The sequence below is a fragment of the Paenibacillus sp. UNC451MF genome (assembly GCF_000686845.1).
In the GTDB taxonomy this organism is placed as follows: Bacteria; Bacillota; Bacilli; order Paenibacillales; family NBRC-103111; genus Paenibacillus_S.
This window is the reverse complement of record NZ_JMLS01000003.1, coordinates 12969-30356: the sequence shown is the minus strand read 5'-3', so window position 1 is coordinate 30356 and position 17388 is coordinate 12969. Positions and strand designations below refer to the sequence as shown.

18 protein-coding genes are annotated in these 17388 nt (G+C 44.7%); 4 read left to right on the top strand and 14 right to left on the bottom strand.

All coding sequences use genetic code 11. The annotated features are described in order from the left end of the window. Positions 1-27: 27 nt before the first annotated feature. Entirely contained in the window at positions 28-1947 is a 1920-nt protein-coding gene (locus BP97_RS0105790; RefSeq protein ID WP_028548242.1) for a vWA domain-containing protein, read from the bottom strand. Positions 1948-1997: 50 nt separating this feature from the next. Further along, positions 1998-2903 carry an ATP-binding protein gene (locus tag BP97_RS0105785; RefSeq protein ID WP_028548241.1) on the bottom strand — a complete coding sequence of 302 codons (906 nt, stop codon included), beginning with the start codon at positions 2901-2903 and terminating at the stop codon, positions 1998-2000. 310 nt (positions 2904-3213) lie between these two features. Here BP97_RS0105785 and BP97_RS0105780 point away from each other — a divergent pair, with 310 nt between their 5' ends. Both BP97_RS0105780 and BP97_RS0105775 read left to right on the top strand, forming a co-directional pair. Further along, positions 3214-3534, top strand: a complete 321-nt coding sequence (locus tag BP97_RS0105780; RefSeq protein WP_028548240.1) for a winged helix-turn-helix transcriptional regulator — start codon at positions 3214-3216, stop codon at positions 3532-3534. A 323-nt stretch (positions 3535-3857) separates the two neighbouring features. Further along, a complete protein-coding gene (locus BP97_RS0105775; protein WP_028548239.1) occupies positions 3858-4541 on the top strand; it encodes a response regulator transcription factor in 684 nt (227 codons plus the stop codon). Between the two features lie 53 nt (positions 4542-4594). On the opposite strand, the gene BP97_RS0105770 is transcribed toward BP97_RS0105775, so the two are convergent. The 8 genes from BP97_RS0105770 to BP97_RS0105735 form a co-directional block, all read right to left on the bottom strand. Beyond that, on the bottom strand, positions 4595-5323 hold the full coding sequence (locus tag BP97_RS0105770; protein WP_051620403.1) for a YhcN/YlaJ family sporulation lipoprotein: 729 nt from the start codon (positions 5321-5323) through the stop codon (positions 4595-4597). Between the two features lie 147 nt (positions 5324-5470). Beyond that, on the bottom strand, positions 5471-5965 hold the full coding sequence (locus BP97_RS0105765) for a hypothetical protein (protein WP_028548237.1): 495 nt from the start codon (positions 5963-5965) through the stop codon (positions 5471-5473). Between the two features lie 102 nt (positions 5966-6067). Further along, positions 6068-7141, bottom strand: a complete 1074-nt coding sequence (locus tag BP97_RS0105760) for a Gfo/Idh/MocA family protein (RefSeq protein WP_028548236.1) — start codon at positions 7139-7141, stop codon at positions 6068-6070. Between the two features lie 158 nt (positions 7142-7299). After that, positions 7300-7953, bottom strand: a complete 654-nt coding sequence (locus BP97_RS0105755; RefSeq protein ID WP_028548235.1) for a response regulator transcription factor — start codon at positions 7951-7953, stop codon at positions 7300-7302. Then, positions 7950-9326 carry a sensor histidine kinase gene (locus tag BP97_RS0105750; RefSeq protein WP_028548234.1) on the bottom strand — a complete coding sequence of 459 codons (1377 nt, stop codon included), beginning with the start codon at positions 9324-9326 and terminating at the stop codon, positions 7950-7952. Before BP97_RS0105750 ends, BP97_RS0105755 begins: the two co-directional genes overlap by 4 nt. A 36-nt stretch (positions 9327-9362) precedes the next feature. After that, complete coding sequence (locus BP97_RS0105745) at positions 9363-9746, bottom strand: kinase-associated lipoprotein KapB (protein WP_028548233.1); 384 nt, start codon at positions 9744-9746, stop codon at positions 9363-9365. Between the two features lie 57 nt (positions 9747-9803). Continuing rightward, on the bottom strand, positions 9804-10115 hold the full coding sequence (locus BP97_RS0105740; RefSeq protein ID WP_028548232.1) for a thioredoxin family protein: 312 nt from the start codon (positions 10113-10115) through the stop codon (positions 9804-9806). 68 nt (positions 10116-10183) lie between these two features. Continuing rightward, positions 10184-10711, bottom strand: a complete 528-nt coding sequence (locus tag BP97_RS0105735) for a hypothetical protein (protein WP_028548231.1) — start codon at positions 10709-10711, stop codon at positions 10184-10186. Positions 10712-10816: 105 nt separating this feature from the next. On the opposite strand from BP97_RS0105735, the gene BP97_RS0105730 reads away from it, so the two are divergent. Next, complete coding sequence (locus BP97_RS0105730; protein ID WP_028548230.1) at positions 10817-11026, top strand: hypothetical protein; 210 nt, start codon at positions 10817-10819, stop codon at positions 11024-11026. 91 nt (positions 11027-11117) lie between these two features. On the opposite strand, the gene BP97_RS0105725 is transcribed toward BP97_RS0105730, so the two are convergent. The 4 genes from BP97_RS0105725 to BP97_RS0105710 form a co-directional block, all read right to left on the bottom strand. Continuing rightward, positions 11118-12731, bottom strand: coding sequence for an ABC-F family ATP-binding cassette domain-containing protein (locus BP97_RS0105725; RefSeq protein WP_028548229.1), 1614 nt, complete (start codon positions 12729-12731; stop codon positions 11118-11120). A 110-nt stretch (positions 12732-12841) separates the two neighbouring features. Further along, positions 12842-13819, bottom strand: a complete 978-nt coding sequence (locus BP97_RS38690) for a C39 family peptidase (protein WP_051620402.1) — start codon at positions 13817-13819, stop codon at positions 12842-12844. Positions 13820-13837: 18 nt separating this feature from the next. Then, positions 13838-15766 carry an ABC-F family ATP-binding cassette domain-containing protein gene (locus BP97_RS0105715; RefSeq protein WP_028548227.1) on the bottom strand — a complete coding sequence of 643 codons (1929 nt, stop codon included), beginning with the start codon at positions 15764-15766 and terminating at the stop codon, positions 13838-13840. A gap of 88 nt (positions 15767-15854) precedes the next feature. Then, entirely contained in the window at positions 15855-16895 is a 1041-nt protein-coding gene (locus BP97_RS0105710; protein ID WP_028548226.1) for a M42 family metallopeptidase, read from the bottom strand. A 104-nt stretch (positions 16896-16999) separates the two neighbouring features. On the opposite strand from BP97_RS0105710, the gene BP97_RS0105705 reads away from it, so the two are divergent. Then, the gene (locus tag BP97_RS0105705) at positions 17000-17332 is read left to right on the top strand and encodes an ASCH domain-containing protein (RefSeq protein ID WP_028548225.1); all 333 of its coding nucleotides are present in this window, start codon (positions 17000-17002) and stop codon (positions 17330-17332) included. Positions 17333-17388 lie beyond the last annotated feature (56 nt).

The following is a 17388-nucleotide window of genomic DNA, read 5'->3' as shown; positions in this document are numbered from 1 at the left end:
GCATTGTCATCTAATTTTTTTACATAATTACAATTGATTTAATAGCAATTTGCGAAGCAGTGGACCCAGTTGGCCAGTAATCTCAGATACGTCCGGCACCAGCACACTGAATCTTCCGTAAATGTTCCTCATCGTTTCGCGTTCGGTATCTTTGATTATCCCACTGCCAAGAAATACACTAACAACTTCAACGCCCATTCTCCGCGCTTGCAAAACAGCTTCACAAGTATCGACGATACCGTCTTCATGATAGTCGGAAGCCGAAGGCTCACCGTCCGAAAACACAAGCAATACCTTCTGCTTCTCCGAACGTAACATCAATCGTTCAGCGGCTATCCTAATTGAGTAGCCATCCCTATTGTCCTGCTCAGCCTGAAGCTGAAGCAGCTTGGGTCCCACGGAATTATCCGTCAGACTATGTACATAATCCGTCACCATATGAAATATATTCGGGCTTTCCTTCTCTGTCACCTCATCGGCATCTTCCCAGAAGCCTATGATTTCATGAGGGACCCGAAGTGAACGAAGTGATTCATGGAATAATGCGATGCCTCGATGCGTCTGTTCCATTTTATCATACATAGAGGCGGAGCAGTCGACGAGAAGGCAAAAAACGGCATCCACCTCGACCGAAGGACTATTTTTCTTATAAAACAACCTCGGAAGAGGCTCCCATGCAGCGCGGACCAGCTTCTTGCCTAGTCTGCCGGATAAAAGCTCATTCCTTGGTGCTACGCGCTTTTGTTCCATCGTCATTCGAATCGTTTTCTTCAGCTTGTTCACCATCGGTGTGATCTCTCGAAGAACCTCTTCGTATTGCATGCGGGATTCCACATCTGGAGATTCGGCATCCCTATAGATCGGTACGGCCTTACGATTTAATCTCCCGTAAGCGTCCCCTTTCCCATTCAACCCAGTATCAAGCCGTTCCAATGGCTGCGGTTTTGGAGGTTCCGGCTCGTTGCGGCTGGCAGCTTGAGATGAGCCTTGAACAATTCCCAATGCTTGATCTCCACTATCCCCTTCACGAACGTGATCGCTTATTAGACCCGTCTTTGAGCCCTGCTCTATATCAAAACGGAGCATACTTTCATCCTGCTTTTCCGTTTCACGGTGCCAGTTGGGCAATCTTTCCCCCTGCTCCGGTTTTTCTTCCTTCTCGTTTAACGGAAGCATTAAATCACTGTGAAGCTTCTTCTTGCGCTTCAGTTCACCTATGTATTCCCAAGATAAAGGCTGTTCTGTGCCGCTATGCAGTAGCAGGGAGAAGTATTGGGCTCGGCAATCCCCTTCTAAAGCCACATAGCCCTCCAACTGTTCGAGTACCCTACAAGCTCGCTTCGCGGCTTCTGCAGTGCCGTGCAGCTTGCTTAAATCGTCCAAGAGCTCCCTTATCGTCATTGCATGTTCAGGCTTTAACCATTCAGGAAGCCATAATTCCTGTTGGTCATTGTGATTGAACGCAGCGGCAAAACCGCAGAACAATGCATCGGCATATTCTTTGCGGTTCAAATGTGCATCCCGCTTCGAAGAATAGTGCTTTGCTACAATTTCTTTGCGTAAATCAAAGCTCGTCGCAGTTCCCGGTCTATGCTTTATACAAATGGCCATCAATCTCGCTTCTTCGCACATCGCAAGCCATTGCTTGGCTAACTTGGGACGCTTCAGCGACTTGGTCCAGTCCAAGTAAGTAGCAATAACTGTGGAGTCCGTGAACCAGGCACTTCCTATGGATCCCAAGTAAACATCGGTTTTCATTCCAATAAGCTTCGTCGGTTCAGGATAATAGCTCCAAAATTGACTAACTGCTATGATTTTGTCTTTGTCGTTGTATGAAGAAAGATAAGATAACTCCAGCTGCAGCTCGTCCCAGCCAGATAGTGCTCGCGCCAAATCCAACAGCTGCATGCGAAGAAAAGCATCCACTTCATTTTCCAGAAAACGCATAGGGATTCTCCTCTTCTCCGCTTAATGTCTGGGTGTTCTCAACAATCGCTTCATCCAAAATAAGTCTCTGCCAAATTCATCACAAGTACTTGCTCCCGTTCATCATCCAGCTTATCTGCAATAGCTCTTCTTATCGCACGTAAAGGAGGAATGTAAGCTGCCATATCGCATGCATCCAACAATGCACGCACGGATGCCGCTTCGTCCGATAGCTGCCCCGATCGGATCTGCTCCTGCAATTCAGCTGAGAGCTTGACAAACCTACGCAAAGCATCGTCTTCGGTTAAAAGAGAACGTTCCTTAAGGAGCTCGAACAGTTGATCTCCCTGTAGATACGGAACATCGATAACGACAAAACGATTCTTCAAAGCCTCATTCATCGGAACGGTTCCAACATACCCTATATTTACTGCGGCGATAACACCGAAGCCCTCTTTGGCACGGATCACTTCTCCAGTAAACGGATTGGTAATGGTTCTTCGATGATCCAGCACTCCGTTAATTAATGGTAATGTTTCCGGCTTTGCCATATTCACTTCATCAATATAGAGCCATTGGCCCTGGGTCATTGCTTTGATGATGGGACCTTGAATGAATTTTACAACGGATTGTCCCTGCTCCACTTCCAGTGTCTTGAATCCGATTAAACCCTCCGCATCCAAATCAACCGAGCAATTTACGGCGTGTACAGGCTGACCGAATAAGTAAGATAAAGTTTCAGCCAAACGCGTTTTACCCGACCCTGTCGGACCTTTTAACAATACATTTTTACCTAAGGCCATAGAGACGATCGCATCTTCGAGCACTTGCTCGTTAGGTGCCTTATATCCGTCTTCTCCTACAAGCTTTTGCGACTCCGCATCCAAAGAATGGCGCAAAAACTCTCGCCTCTCCAATATCTTTTTCAGCAGAGGGGCAGGAAGCTTAGATGTTGACCATGGTTCTGTTACAATCATGATATCTATCCTCTCATGAAGATTTATTGCCTATCGTTGTTATACTTCACCCCATGAAAATTTTCAACACTTCTTACAGAAAAACCTTTTGCAACCGCTATCAGTCCTTCAATAATCATGGAATGATCCCTATTTTTTCATTAAAGAAGACATGTTAAATCTTTATCAAAATTGTATAATAATATCATACGATCAAAATAATCGTCACAAACAAGCCCAATGTTAGTTTTTTATCGCCACATTTGGTTAAAAAGGCTTACTTTTATCAAGTAACTTATGATAAACTATATATATGAAGGAGATGATACAAATGGCCGACCATGATCATCAGCTTTGTCCCAAGTTTGAAGCCGCATTTGAGTTATTAGGAAAACGCTGGACAGGCTTAATTATTCAGTCGCTGTTGAACGGCCCTCGACGTTTTAAAGACATATCGGAAATGATTCCAGGGATGAGCGACAGGATGCTGGCCGAACGTTTCAAAGAGCTGGAGGCATCCGGCATTATTTACCGCCACGTATATCCGGAGACACCAGTTCGTATCGAATACGAACTGACGGAAAAAGGAAAAGCATTGAAACCCGTAATGGCCGCTGTCCACCTTTGGGGTGAAAGCTGGTTAAATATATAAATGCTCTAAGGCATTCACTCAAGGGCATTCCACGGATATGGATGGTATACTTCTAAAGACAAGTATAAAGCAGCTGCTCATCAGGTCTTTTGCTGGCATGATAAAGGAGTCGATTACTTCTTTATTATGAAGCCATGACACCTTGATTAGCAGCTGATTTATTTCCGTTCAATAATTTGACACGAATGTTAGGAAATATGAAGCTTGTTCTGTCAAGGATTTTCAGTTAAAGTAAGTAACGATCGCTGGAATCCGTGAATGATTTTATTTACATATTTTCATTTATTTATTAGCTAAATATATTTGCATTATAGGAGGATTTCATGGCAACCGTATTGCTGATTGAAGATGATCATAGTATTGCGGATATGATTTCCATTTATTTATCGGAAGAAGACTATGTTGTACACATTGCGCGAGACGGTCAACAAGGTTCCGAGCTTTTCCGTACGATCCATCCAGATGTTGTTATACTAGACGTAATGCTGCCCGATACGAACGGAATGGAGCTGTGCCGGGAATTTCGAACGCACTCCTCTGTTCCTATTATGATGGTATCTGCAAAAAGCGAAGTTTCTGAACGGGTTAAGGCGCTCATTATCGGTGCTGATGATTATTTATGCAAGCCTTTTAGCATGAGAGAATTGGCTGCCAGAACCGGAGCCTTATTGCGAAGATCTTCTATGAACAAAGCGAGCCTGGAGCCAAAAACCGTTGAAACCCAAGCAATCCGAGTCGATATGGACAAGCGATGCGTTTATTTGCACAGCACGGTTGTGGAAACCACTTATTCAGAATTTGAAATGATGAAGCATTTTTGGCTGCATCCCGGCAAAGTGTTCTCAAGAGAAGAGCTTCTGAATAAAATTCGCGGTATGGATGCGTTTGTAACCGAGAGGTCTGTAGACGTTCATATCACCAACCTCCGCAAAAAAATGGAGCAAGACCCCAAAGAGCCCAAGCACATTAAAACCGTCTGGGGTGTGGGATATAAGTTTGAACCCTAAGAAAAACTCCTGATACGACGCGCTGAGCACGCTGAGTCCAGGAGTTTATTTTCTTATCTTCTCGTATTGCTGTCATTCGGAAATACGCGCTGAGTCAATGTATTGAATTCATTCATGTAGGTCGATAAATCCACTCCGTTTTGAAATTCCTTCGCATAGAAGCGAATTCTTTGTACATAATTAGGATTTGCCGACACGAACACCCGTTGCAATCTCGGTTCCATGGCTAATAGTTGGCCTTTAATTCGTGAAGCCATCGAATGGCTCAAACCACCCGGATCGCCCCAATTAATACTTCCAATCCCTTTATTCGTACCGAACAACCCCACTCCACCCTTAGGTGTAACCGGATTAGCCATCATCTCAGGATGCGCTTCGGCATCCACATTATGACCGTCCAATACGACCGCGACATATGCGTTCGCCTCTGTAATCAAGATCGTCGCTTTGTCGATGCCAGGCAACTGCTCAATATTGTTTGATAATTCCGGAGCAAAACGGAACGTTTTGGTCAGATGATAGTTCGTCATGTCCAACTGTTGAAAGGCTCCCGGGTTATCCGCTTTCGGTCCGGGCTGCGAATTTTCCCACTTCGGCTTTACGCCTAAAGTACTATTCTCGTTATTTAAACTACTTCTGTCGTAGAGCGCATGATGATCCTTTGATTCCAGACCGGCCCCTAGCTCTTTATTCCGATTCTGATTACAGCCGGCAGCAAGCAGCAGAATACTTCCCACCAGTCCGACACGCCATGCCACTGTCCGTATTTTCATGTGACGCATGATTTCCCTCCTCATTCACTACATTATCTACATGGTTAGGATGAGTTATGTGCAGGAAAATATGCGTTTGACCTATGAGAAAACCTCCTGAGAAATCAAAAAGGAGTGCCTAGCGTAAAGCTAGAGGCACTCCTATATCATACTTATTTAGTTATCGTCCTTACCAAGAGTACGATCCAATTCCTCCAAAAGCTTGCGAACCGCTTCTTCCGATCTTTCAGGTGACTGCTTAAAGCGGAGAAGTTGATCCTGAAGACTTGCTCCAATCTCTTCACTTTCACCCTCTTGGTCTGTATAAGAAGGGTCGAACCAAACATAATCACCATCTGGACCGTTTCGTAAAAATGTTTTGTTCCAATGATCCGGGTATGTGAAGGATTGTTCGCCAAATACGAGTCCCAGCACATCATCGCTGTCAATAGGCATTAAATGATGAAAGGTTTCTTCTCCAGTGCTTTCAGGACCTATTGCAGCAACCTGTTTATGAAGATAAGCATAATGTAAATAATGCTCTCCTGTCAGTTTATCTTTGGCAACCTCGTACATTTCGATTTTGTCGTCGTTTAATGATTTGACTGTCTCCAGACGTTCTTGCAACCAATCTGAAGGGACTCGTCTCATGTCGGTGAATGACATTACCATCGTCTTCTCACTCCCTATTGAATACCGTCGGCCGCTATACTAAAACCTATTATAGATTACATGGTAGGAGCGCCGCGGAAAACGTCTTTTGAATGATGTGATTTAATTCCAATCCAACGTAACAACTTGGCCTGTTCGAGAAGATTCATAAATGGCTTCCAGTACCAAATTGTTGGTAAGGCCTGTCAATCCAGAAGTTATTGGTTCCTTCCCATCGCGAATGCACTCTAGGAAATGACGGCTTAACCGTATACGTGATCCTTCATCTTGGGTAGGAGCTACAATATCGACATCCGCCGTACGATCATATAACTCAGCGAACAGCTTTCCTTTCCCACCGCGAAGCGATGCTCCACCTTCTGTACCCATGACATACAAGTACGGTTGGTTGTCCAGCATATCCGTGTGTGCTGCCCAACTGACATCTAGAGTCAATGTGCTTCCATTATCCATTTTGATCAAAGCGGTTGCCAAGTCCTCCACATCGTACGAACCGTTCCAATCCGGCTTGCCCCATGTACCTATCCCGCGGCGTTTGGGACCAAATTCGGCATAGGTCGTTCCAAATACGGATACTGGCTTCACATTCCCCATGAAGTGGAGGGATAAATCCAGCATATGCACACCAATGTCGATCAAAGGTCCACCACCGGATTTAGACATTTGAGTAAACCAGGTTCCCCAGCCTGGAATCCCCTTACGCCTCATCCAGCCTGTTTTTATATTATATATATGGCCCAAAGCCCCTTTATCAATCTGCTCCTTCAGCTGCATATTGACCGTTTCCCATCTCATTTGATGAGCGACCATCAGCGTCTTGTTGGACTCACGGTGTGCTTTGATAATTTCTTTTGCAGAAGCTGCATTGATGGCCATCGGCTTCTCCAAAAGCACGTGCTTGCCTGCTTGCAGAGCTTGAATGGTTATAGTAGCGTGCATTTCGTTGGGAACGGCAACAATGACTGCATCGACATTCGGATCTTGAAGCATTTGTTCGTAGTTGCTATATACATTAGGTATCTCGTGCTCCTTAGCCCTTGCTTCTGCCAATGGCAAGTAAACATCCGTTACAGCGGTAATAGCCGCCTCCGGCATTTGTTTAATTCCGTTCATATGGACGTTGCCGATATTTCCAGCCCCGATTATACCGATTTGAATTTTGCCGTTCAAACTCATTGCAGTTGTTCCTCCCATCATCTATATCAAACTGAACTTAAATATAACACATGCTGATCGATTTGCGCTATTGAAAATGCACCCCGAAAAAGAACGTTTTCTTTACATGAAATGGCAAAAAAACGGCTTATACTGCCAAAATCAGCAGCTAAAAGCCGTTACAATATTCCCATATCTTTGGCTTTTTGAGCTGCTTCCTTGCTGCTCTTTCCGCCTAGCTTTCGCAAAATATTGCCTACATGAACTTTAATAGTACGAATCGAAACAACGAATTTATCCGCTATTTGTGTCTGAGTATGTCCTTTTTCAATCATGTCCAGAACTTGAATTTCAGTTGGCGTCAACAGATCGCGCAGTTCCTTCACTCTAACCTCATGCTCCAGTTTTTTGAGGCGTTTGAATTCCTCTCGCATCTGAGCCGCAGCAGTTGGATGAATCGAGCTACGGTTGGCAAACGCATTCCTTATGGATTGCGGAATTTCCGTGAAGTTGGACTTCACCATATAATCGACGGCCCCTGCTTTGAACGCTTCAAAGATCAGTTCCTTCTCCTCCATCGAAGTCAGCATAATGACTCTGGAGCCGGTACACTGTACAATCTCCGCAGCAGCCCAAATCCCGTCAGGACTATCCGACATCATAATATCCATAAGCACAACATCCGCTTCGATTTGCTCCAGCAGTTCAACGGCCTCTTGCCCTGATGAAGCTGTTCCGATGATTTCGATATCCTGTTCCTTCTTCAAATAGCTGGTCAAGCCGCGCAGCCAATCTTGATCATCCTCCACTATAACAACGCGTATCTGACTCATGTAGGTCCGACTCCTTTCTTTTTAGGAAAATGAATGAATGCCGACGTCCCTACTCCCTGCTTACTGTGCATATCCATCGTTCCCTTATGCTTTTGAATGACATGATAGCAGTAGGACAATCCGAGTCCAAAATTAAGCTTCTTCCCTGATTTCGTTGTGAAAAACGGATCAAACACCTGCTTGAGCTGTTTTTTATCCATACCAACACCGTTATCTTTAATTTCCACTGAAATAGTACGCTTGGTTTCAATCAGCTTCAGAGTAAGTACACCGCCTTGCGGCATGGCATCGATAGCATTGGAAATAACGTTGGTGAACACTTCGGTCAGCTGTGCCCTGTCTCCCCAGACCTTGCCTGAAAACCGTAAATCTTTCACTATTTGTATCTGGTTCATAGCAGGCTCCAGCATCGCCACACACTGCTCAAGCATTTGATCCAGTTGAAGCTCTTCAGGCTGTAGAATCACTTCCTGCGTCTGACCCTGAATACGATATATCATATCATAAATGTGCTGAGAAGCGTTCATAATGACCTCTATGTCGCTTACAAGCTGCGATGGATCGGACTCATGAGCCTCGGATTTAATCTTTTCACTGAACAAGCGAATTTTCCCAACATCGTTCTTAATCGCATGATTTAAAATGGTTGTTCCCGAAGTAATGGCTCTTAAGGTGTAGTCGAGCTTTTGATTTTGTATCGATATTTGCAAACCCATGAAGCCGTAACGAAAGCTTGATATCAAAATAACTGCAAGTGTAAAGCCTATCACCCATGCATTGTAACGCCACCATTCATATAAACCGAAATAAGTAGGAAGGACGTACAAAGTGAACAATGCAAAAAATAATGTAGGCGCGGCAGCCAGGGTCGTAAGCATCCTGTGCTTGCGCAAAAACGTATTTCTTTCCTTTACCGTCGCATGAATTAACATGACAATACCTGACAAAATATAGGGTGCCGTCCATAACGTCACAAACTGATATGGAATCGGGTCCAGTGCACTTGCAGGTTCAAAGATAAAAGATATCAGAACAGGAATAATCAATAGCCACGGAATCCACTTCTTACGGTGCGGCCAAATGGAATAATTAGGATGATAAACCATCGTAAACATGAGAAAGGTGTAAGGCAGCCCATAATAGCAAATGAGAGAACTAATACTCTCTGCATGAAGCATCCAAATGGAAACAGACTCGGTCAGCCAGCCTTTATCGTAAAAGCTTGGAATGAAGTAATCATGTATTACAGCCGATAAACCGCCTGATCCCCCGGTAAAAGCTATACTGGCTATCCATCGGGTCGTTAACCGCCTAGGATCTGTGACAAGCAGCAGCAGCCCGATGGTCCATAAGCCTATAAGCACAAACAACATCGAATCCGACACTCCAATTTTCCATATTGGTAAAGACTACAACGAATAGTCTTTTTTCAATTGCTCGAGCTCTTCTATGCAGCGCTGTGCCCATTGAACGGTTTGCTGAAGGGTTTGAAGCTCGGATTGCAGTGCTCTTTGCAATGAAACCGAATACTCAGGAATCGTGCCGCGATAAGGCTTTACCGTGTATAGGGGCATTAAAGCAATCTCCTGATGAGCCAATGCCCGGCGTTGATGAAAGAAAGCGACATCCGGGTTCATTGGATTGTGCAGATCTCCTTGGGTCGGATGCTTGACTACGGCCAAGACTTTAACAGTCGCTTTGGAGGCCGATGACATTTCAACAATTTCACCGATATACTCCCCGGTCTTATATTCAGCAGATACGATACTTCCTATTTCCAGTGCTTCACTCACAGTATATTCCTCCTTAGTGTCTTTTGCGTTCCAATAATTAGATTCTTTGCACAGTAGTCATCCGGTCTGTTGAAACCACCGCAGCAGATCGTCTACAGCCTGCATACGGTACCGCTTTCGCATTAGATGGTGATCCTCAATACTAACGATACACGGCACGCTTTCCAGCTGCCAGCTTTGCGCCAGTTCCGGACAAAAGTTAATGTTGCATTTGACCAACGGTAAATCTTTTTCCAATTCAACAATGACCTGCAGCATTCTTTCCGTCACTTTACAAGTACCGCACATCGGGGTGTAAAAATAAATAAACAAACGTTCATCTGATTCTGAAATCCATTGTTGAACCTGTCGTTCTGTCCATTCCTCCAACTGTTTCCAACCCCTTTCCAGAACAAAGTACGACCCACCTCGCAGCAGTGACATAATTCAAGGCAGAATTACGATTTGTGAAAATGCTGCTGATCGAGCTGCTCCATACTTAATACCAGATGATCCATAAGGCTGGGAATATCATCAATTTGCCTTTCATCCAGCTTGCGGATGAATTGCAGGGTAAGCTCGTTTCTTAGTACAGCTTGGTCTTCGCCATATACCTGATGTACTTTTTGGCTTATTGTAGGGCCCTCTCCCCAGATGGATCGCATCAGCGTCTCGGCAACTGCACAGTCCTGCTGCATATCCTTGATTGTAAACTCGAATCGAAGCTCTAAGCCACAGCCTGGCTGCTTCCCTTGCTCAGATAACAGTTCGGCTGACAAATCTGCGAGAGATGCTTTCAATACGAAGCAGCCCTTCACAATGCCATGCGGACGCCTAATTGCCTCCATGCCAAAGCTCCGGGACATTGTCGACAGTTCTACACGATCCGTCCGATTCAGGATCTGGATATCTCCTGCCAGGTCCATGTCGTACATGGCTCCTTCAAAAACAACTTTCAAATTATCAAATATTGTTGGGTCGAACATATTACTCCTCTAATCTTCTAAGTTGAGTATAAATATATTTTTCACTTGCTTCCTTTGGGACAAATCAGTACAATGATATCATCCAATTCAAGGAAGGTGTGCACCATGTCTGACGAGAATCAAACAAACGAATCCGGACAAGAACCGAAGAAAGTCAGCCTAGCGGACGCTATTAAAAACAAGCTTGCCCAGAAAAAGCAGGCTCAAAACGATGCTAAATCGGGAACGCAGCTCCGAGGCGGTAACAGTGCCGTGATGAGAAGTCAAAACAACAAGAAGCCTAACAACCAACGTCGTCGTACCGGCGGAAGCTAATATCATAATCCACACATACTACGATGTTATCAATGCGTTAAAAAGAAGGATGAGCTTGTTAATCAGGCTCATCCTTTTTTCATTCCCGCTCTTAAGCGTATAGCTGCTCGCGCTGCTTCTTGATTTCTTCATTTTCAAGATACTCGTCGTAAGTAATCATTTTATCGATCATACCGTTCGGTGTGATTTCAATAATGCGGTTGGCTACCGTTTGAATGAACTGATGGTCATGCGATACGAATAGCATCGTTCCATCAAAATCTACCATTCCATTATTCAGAGCAGTGATGGATTCCAAGTCCAAATGGTTCGTTGGCTCATCCAAGAGCAATACATTGGCGCCGCTCATCATCATTTTGGATAGCATGCAGCGAACTTTCTCGCCCCCTGAAAGAACACTCGCTTTCTTCAGAGCTTCTTCTCCAGAGAACAGCATCCGTCCTAAGAAGCCGCGGAGATAAGACTCGTCTTGATCCTTAGAGTATTGACGCAGCCAATCAACCAAGTTCATATCGGAGTTGAAATAAGCCGAGTTTTCTTTGGGGAAGTAAGCTTGTGTAGTTGTTACACCCCAAGTATATTCACCTGAATCAGCAGGGATCTCGCCCATCAAAATCTGGAACAAGGTAGTCTTGGCATGACCGTTAGGACCAACCAACGCTACTTTATCCCCTTTATTCAAAGTGAAGCTGATGTTATTGAATACCGTTTCGCCATCTATTGTTTTGGACAATTTATCGACGGTTAACAGCTGTTTGCCTGCTTCGCGCTCCGGTTGGAATTTAATGAACGGATATTTCCTTGTCGAAGGCTTGATATCTTCCAAAGTCAGCTTCTCCAGCTGTTTTTTACGCGATGTAGCTTGCTTAGATTTGGAAGCATTCGCGCTAAAGCGTTGAATAAACGCTTCCAGCTCTTTACGCTTCTCATCAACTTTCTTGTTAGACTCACGAGTCAGCTTCAAAGCCAATTGACTGGATTCGTACCAGAAATCATAGTTACCTACATACAGCTGGATTTTGCTGAAATCGATGTCCGCAATGTGCGTACACACCTGGTTCAAGAAGTGACGGTCATGGGATACGACAATGACAGTACCTTCATATTTGGCAAGGAAGTTTTCCAGCCAGTTGATGGATTCGATGTCCAAATGGTTCGTCGGCTCATCGAGAAGCAGAATATTCGGATTTCCGAACAACGCTTGGGCAAGGAGAACGCGTACCTTCTCGTTACCGCCCAAATCCTTCATTTTCTGTTCATGCAAATCTTTTGGGATGCCCAAACCGATCAACAGCTCAGCAGCATCAGACTCTGCCTGCCATCCGTCCAGCTCTTGAAATTCGCCTTCTAGCTCGGCTGCACGCATTCCATCTTCTTCAGAAAAATCGGCCTTAGCATACAGCGCGTTCTTCTCTTCCATAATTTCGAACAAACGAGCATGCCCCATCATAACAGTCTTCAATACTTCCACTTCGTCGTATTCGAAATGGTTCTGTTTCAGCACAGCCATCCGCTCGCCTGGAGTGATGCTCACTTCACCCTTATTTGCTTCCAGCTCACCGGATAAAATTTTTAGAAATGTCGATTTGCCTGCACCGTTAGCGCCGATCAAACCATAGCAGTTGCCTGGGGTAAACTTGATGTTAACATCCTCAAACAACGCTCTTTTACCGTATCGTAATGTAACATTATTAACTGTAATCATCCATAGTACCTACTCTCTTTAATTAGTGCTCTAAAGCCCGTAAAGCTTCCAATCACAAATTATACCACAAAATGACCGTTCATTCCCAATAATATTGCGAATTAATCATTTTATCGCACGTACGATATCGCCTGCTGACCCATCTGTTCCCAGGCTGCGATAAAATCATCCTTATTCACTTGCTCCGCTTCACCTAATGGATCATTAATGTAGATCGTGTCTTCATCAAAACCAGTAATAAGAACGGAATGCTCTTTATAAGTAATGTCGATCCCGCCTTCCTCTGTTTCCCACGTTTCAAAGGCGTCGTCGTCCAGTGCCTGATACTCCATATTTGTGATGACCCAGACCGGTGATCCCATTTCCACAAACTTCAAGATATCATTGAAATTACCACCTGTTGCATCAATTAAACGTCCTGGCAAATAATGAGCAGCAAGGTTCATAACGGGACCATGGTACACTCCGTATCCGGGATGATCGAACGAGACAATATCCCCCACGAAGCCGTCATTCGGGTTGCCGAAATGAATCTCATGATTGATGATCTCAAAAGAACTTGGATCCTTAATAATCTCATCAGCCAAGGTCATTTTATCCACATCGACACCCGCTGACTGTAAAAGCATGGCTAAGCTCGTGACCTCGCACCCACGCTGCAGCTCAGGCATTTGATAAATCAACGGGGCATCGACATGCGCTTCCGCTGCGAGGGACTTGTCTGCTGACCATACAAGCTTGTCCTTCGCTTTGAAGTATAGAGAGGTATCCGACAAGCCTTTAGCTTCCTTAACCGCTTCCGGATAACTTGCAAACGCATGGAGAAACCGGTCTTGCTGATAAAGTCGGAAAGGAAATTGCTCTACATCCGGCTCAGGAATGTGCACCGCTAGGTCTTCGTTATAGTTGAATATACCTGTGTTGTTGAGTTGAAGCTGTGTTGTATGAAGAGTGGCCAGCGGATCTGCCGAAGCAGTAGGATGTCTGACTGCCGAGACTTCCTTTATCACCATATAGCCTAAGGATAACGACGCTATACATGCCAAAGTCACCCGCATCCCTACTGCCCGTGTCCTACCTTTCCTCATTGCTTGCATCCCCTTGCATTATTTGTTTGCGGCAATTTGTTCAACCAGCTCAGATAGCTCAGTCCACCGATCCATCGCCTGCTCAAGCTGTTCATTAAGCTGCTGCTCCTCAGAATACAGATCCTGAACCTTTCCATAGTCACTACCTGCTTGTACAATAGCCTTCTTAACAGAGTCCAATTTTTCTTCAAGAGTGGCAATTTTACCTTCGATTTCATCCCATTCTTTTTGTTCTTTGAAGGACAGCTTACGAGCTCGTTGAGTCTCTCTTTTCTCACCTGCGTTTGTTTCAGCTGAAGGTTGGGGAGAAGCCTTAACATTTTTGCGATCATTGGCTTCCTCTTGTTCTTCTTGCCGCACCGCTTCCATGTATTCCGTATAATTGCCAAAAAAGTGGCGAATCTGTCCATCCCCTTCAAAGGAGAACAAATGATCCGATGTCCGATCCAAGAAATATCTATCATGAGAAACGGTGATGACAGCACCCGGGAAATCTTCCAAATACTCTTCTAAAATTGTTAACGTTTGAATGTCCAAATCATTAGTCGGCTCATCCAACAATAGAACGTTAGGCTCGCCCATTAACGTGCGGAGTAAATATAGTCTGCGTTTCTCACCCCCGGACAGCTTACCGATAGGCGTCCATTGCAGTGAGGGTGAAAATAAAAATCGTTCCAGCATTTGAGCTGCTGTAATAGATTCGCCATTAGCTAGACGAATGACTTCCGCTACTTCTTTGATATACTCAATAACCCGTTGTTTTGGGTCCATCTCGACATTTTCTTGTGTATAATAAGCCAGTTTCACGGTCGTTCCGACTTCGATTGTCCCTTCATCGGGTTGTAGCCTGCCCGCCAACATATTAAGTAGTGTCGACTTCCCGCTGCCGTTTGGACCAATAATACCAATTCTATCATCCGGCAAAACTATATAGCTGAACCCGTCAATCATTTTGCGTCCGTCAAATGACTTCCTGACCTCTTCAAGCTCGATTACCTTTTTACCCAGTCGGCTTGCACCGAGTGCCATATCCAGCTTCTCGCCAGGGCCATCAACCTTTCGATCCCGTAGCTCAACTACACGGTCGATCCTGGCTTTTTGCTTCGTTGTCCGTGCCTTTGCTCCGCGGTGAAGCCAGGCCAATTCTCGGCGCAGCATATTTTGACGCTTATCCTCTTCTGCAGCTTCACGCTCGAGCCGTTCTGCCTTTTTCTCCAAAAAGGCAGCGTAGTTGCCTTCGTAGCTGTAAAGCTTGCCTCTGTCCAACTCCATAATTCGGTTAGTTACACGATCAAGGAAGTAACGATCATGAGTGACGAGCAGAAGCGCACCCTTCCATTTTGCAAGGAATTCCTCTAACCATTCTACCGTATCATGGTCAATATGGTTCGTAGGCTCATCCAATATAAGAAGATCGGCAGGCTGAATAAGCACACGTGCCATAGCAACACGTTTGCGCTGCCCCCCCGACAAAACGCCTACTTTCTGAGAAAAATCAAGAATACCAAGCTTGGTTAACACCGTTTTGGCTGTAGTGCTCGCCTCCCACGCATTCAAAGCATCCATTCGCTGCTGAACGGCGAACAGTCGGGATTGTCTTTTTTCGTCCTCTGGAGCTTCCTGCAAAGAGGAAAGAGCCTCCTCGTAGTCCCGAAGTACTTGCATTAATGGCGTTTCTCCATAAAAAACCTGATCCAGCACGGTCGATTCTGCATCGAACTCTGGATTTTGCGGCAAATATTCTACCCGAAAATGATTAGAGTGGATAAGCTTGCCAGAATCAACTGGCTCCAAACCCGCCATAGCCTTTAATAAGGAAGACTTACCGGTACCGTTCACACCGACAAGACCAATTCGTTGCTTCTCATTTATCTGAAACGAAATATCGTCGAACAATATTTTTTCGCCATAGCTTTTGTTCAATTGCTCTACTGTTAAAATGTTCAATATAAACAGCCCCTTCTATCTTCCGTTAGTTACTCAGAAACTAAAGAGATTCCATTTTCATGTCCAATGGATTCTGTCAAGTTAGTTCCTAGGTCTCTGTTACATACGCCGTTAAAAGCGCAATCGTGTTCCATATGGCCGCGCTATGAGTCCGTTCCATACTGTGTGACGCATGTACTCCTGGACCAATCAAAGCAGCTCGAATGTTGTTTCCGCCGCGCAAAGCTGCAGAAGCATCTGATCCGTATTGCGGATATATATCCACCGCGAATTGCAGTCCTTCGCGTTTTGCTAGCTCTATTAGCTTTGACGTCATATTATAGTCATAGGGTCCCGAGGAATCCTTGGCACAGATCGAAACGTCATGTTCTGTACAAGATAAATCATCTCCCATAGCTCCCATATCGACTGCCAAAAGTTCATCGATTTCCTGAGGTAGGAAAGCCGCGCCATGACCTACTTCTTCATATGTGCTAATAACGAGTTGTAAATTATGTGCCGGAACGATATGTTCCCGCTTCATCAGCTCCAACATGCCAAATAAGGCGGCAACACCGGCTTTATCATCCAAATGCCGCGATTTAATAAAGCCATTATCCATGAAGCGAGCCCTCGGGTCAAAAGACACGAAATCCCCTACACTAATTCCTAGCTTCTTAACATCCTCTTCTGAGCGAACCTCTTCATCAATCCTGATTTCCATCGACGCTTCTTCACGTTTGAAGTCTCTTGCATCCGGGTACACATGAACGGATGGCTTTGTCGTCAAAATAGTCCCTTCATACACGCTACCATCACGGGTATGCACACGGCAATACTCATTTTCCACGGCTCCCATCATAAATCCACCTACTGAAGTAAATCTTAATGATCCGTCTTTTTTTATTGAACGTACCATAGCCCCAAGGGTGTCTACATGAGCCGACAATCCGACTACTTTTCCGCTATGCTGTCCTGGAACAGTAATGATGCCTCCGCCTTTTTTCGTATAGGAGATGGAATAGCCAAGCTTTTCTGTTTCTTCTGCAATAAGCTTCATAATTCCTTGACAGTACCCGCTAGGACTCGGTGTAAGGAGCAGCCGCTCCAAAAGGTCGAGTACATACGAACGATTGATTTTGGATTTCATCTTATCCAGCTCCTTAATTAATATTAAAATCCGGCAATCATTTGCTATCGGCAAAATTTTCATGTAAGCTAACAAATGAATAAAATCAGGGAGGAATTTACACAATGTCCGAGACACTGCCACCAAAAACCTGTTCTATCGAACGCCTAGTTACTGTTGCTGAGGATGTAGAAAAAGTCATCCGCGGCGAAAAAACAGCTACTCGTCGTAACGGTCGCTATGCTGACCCAGGTGAAATTATGGAGTTAAATGGCCATAAATTCGAGGTTCATAAAGTTTATCAGCAATCCCTTGGAGAGCTTACCGATGAAGCGGTACAATCCGAAGGATACAAAAACGTTGAAGAATACAAGAACTATATTCTATCCATGCATGCAGGAATGCCTTGGCTCCCGCAAATGAAAGTTTGGGTTCACGAATTCCGTGCTGTTCAATAGAATGATGCAATCTTAATGCAAAAACAGTGTAGACATCAATAAATGAATGCTACACT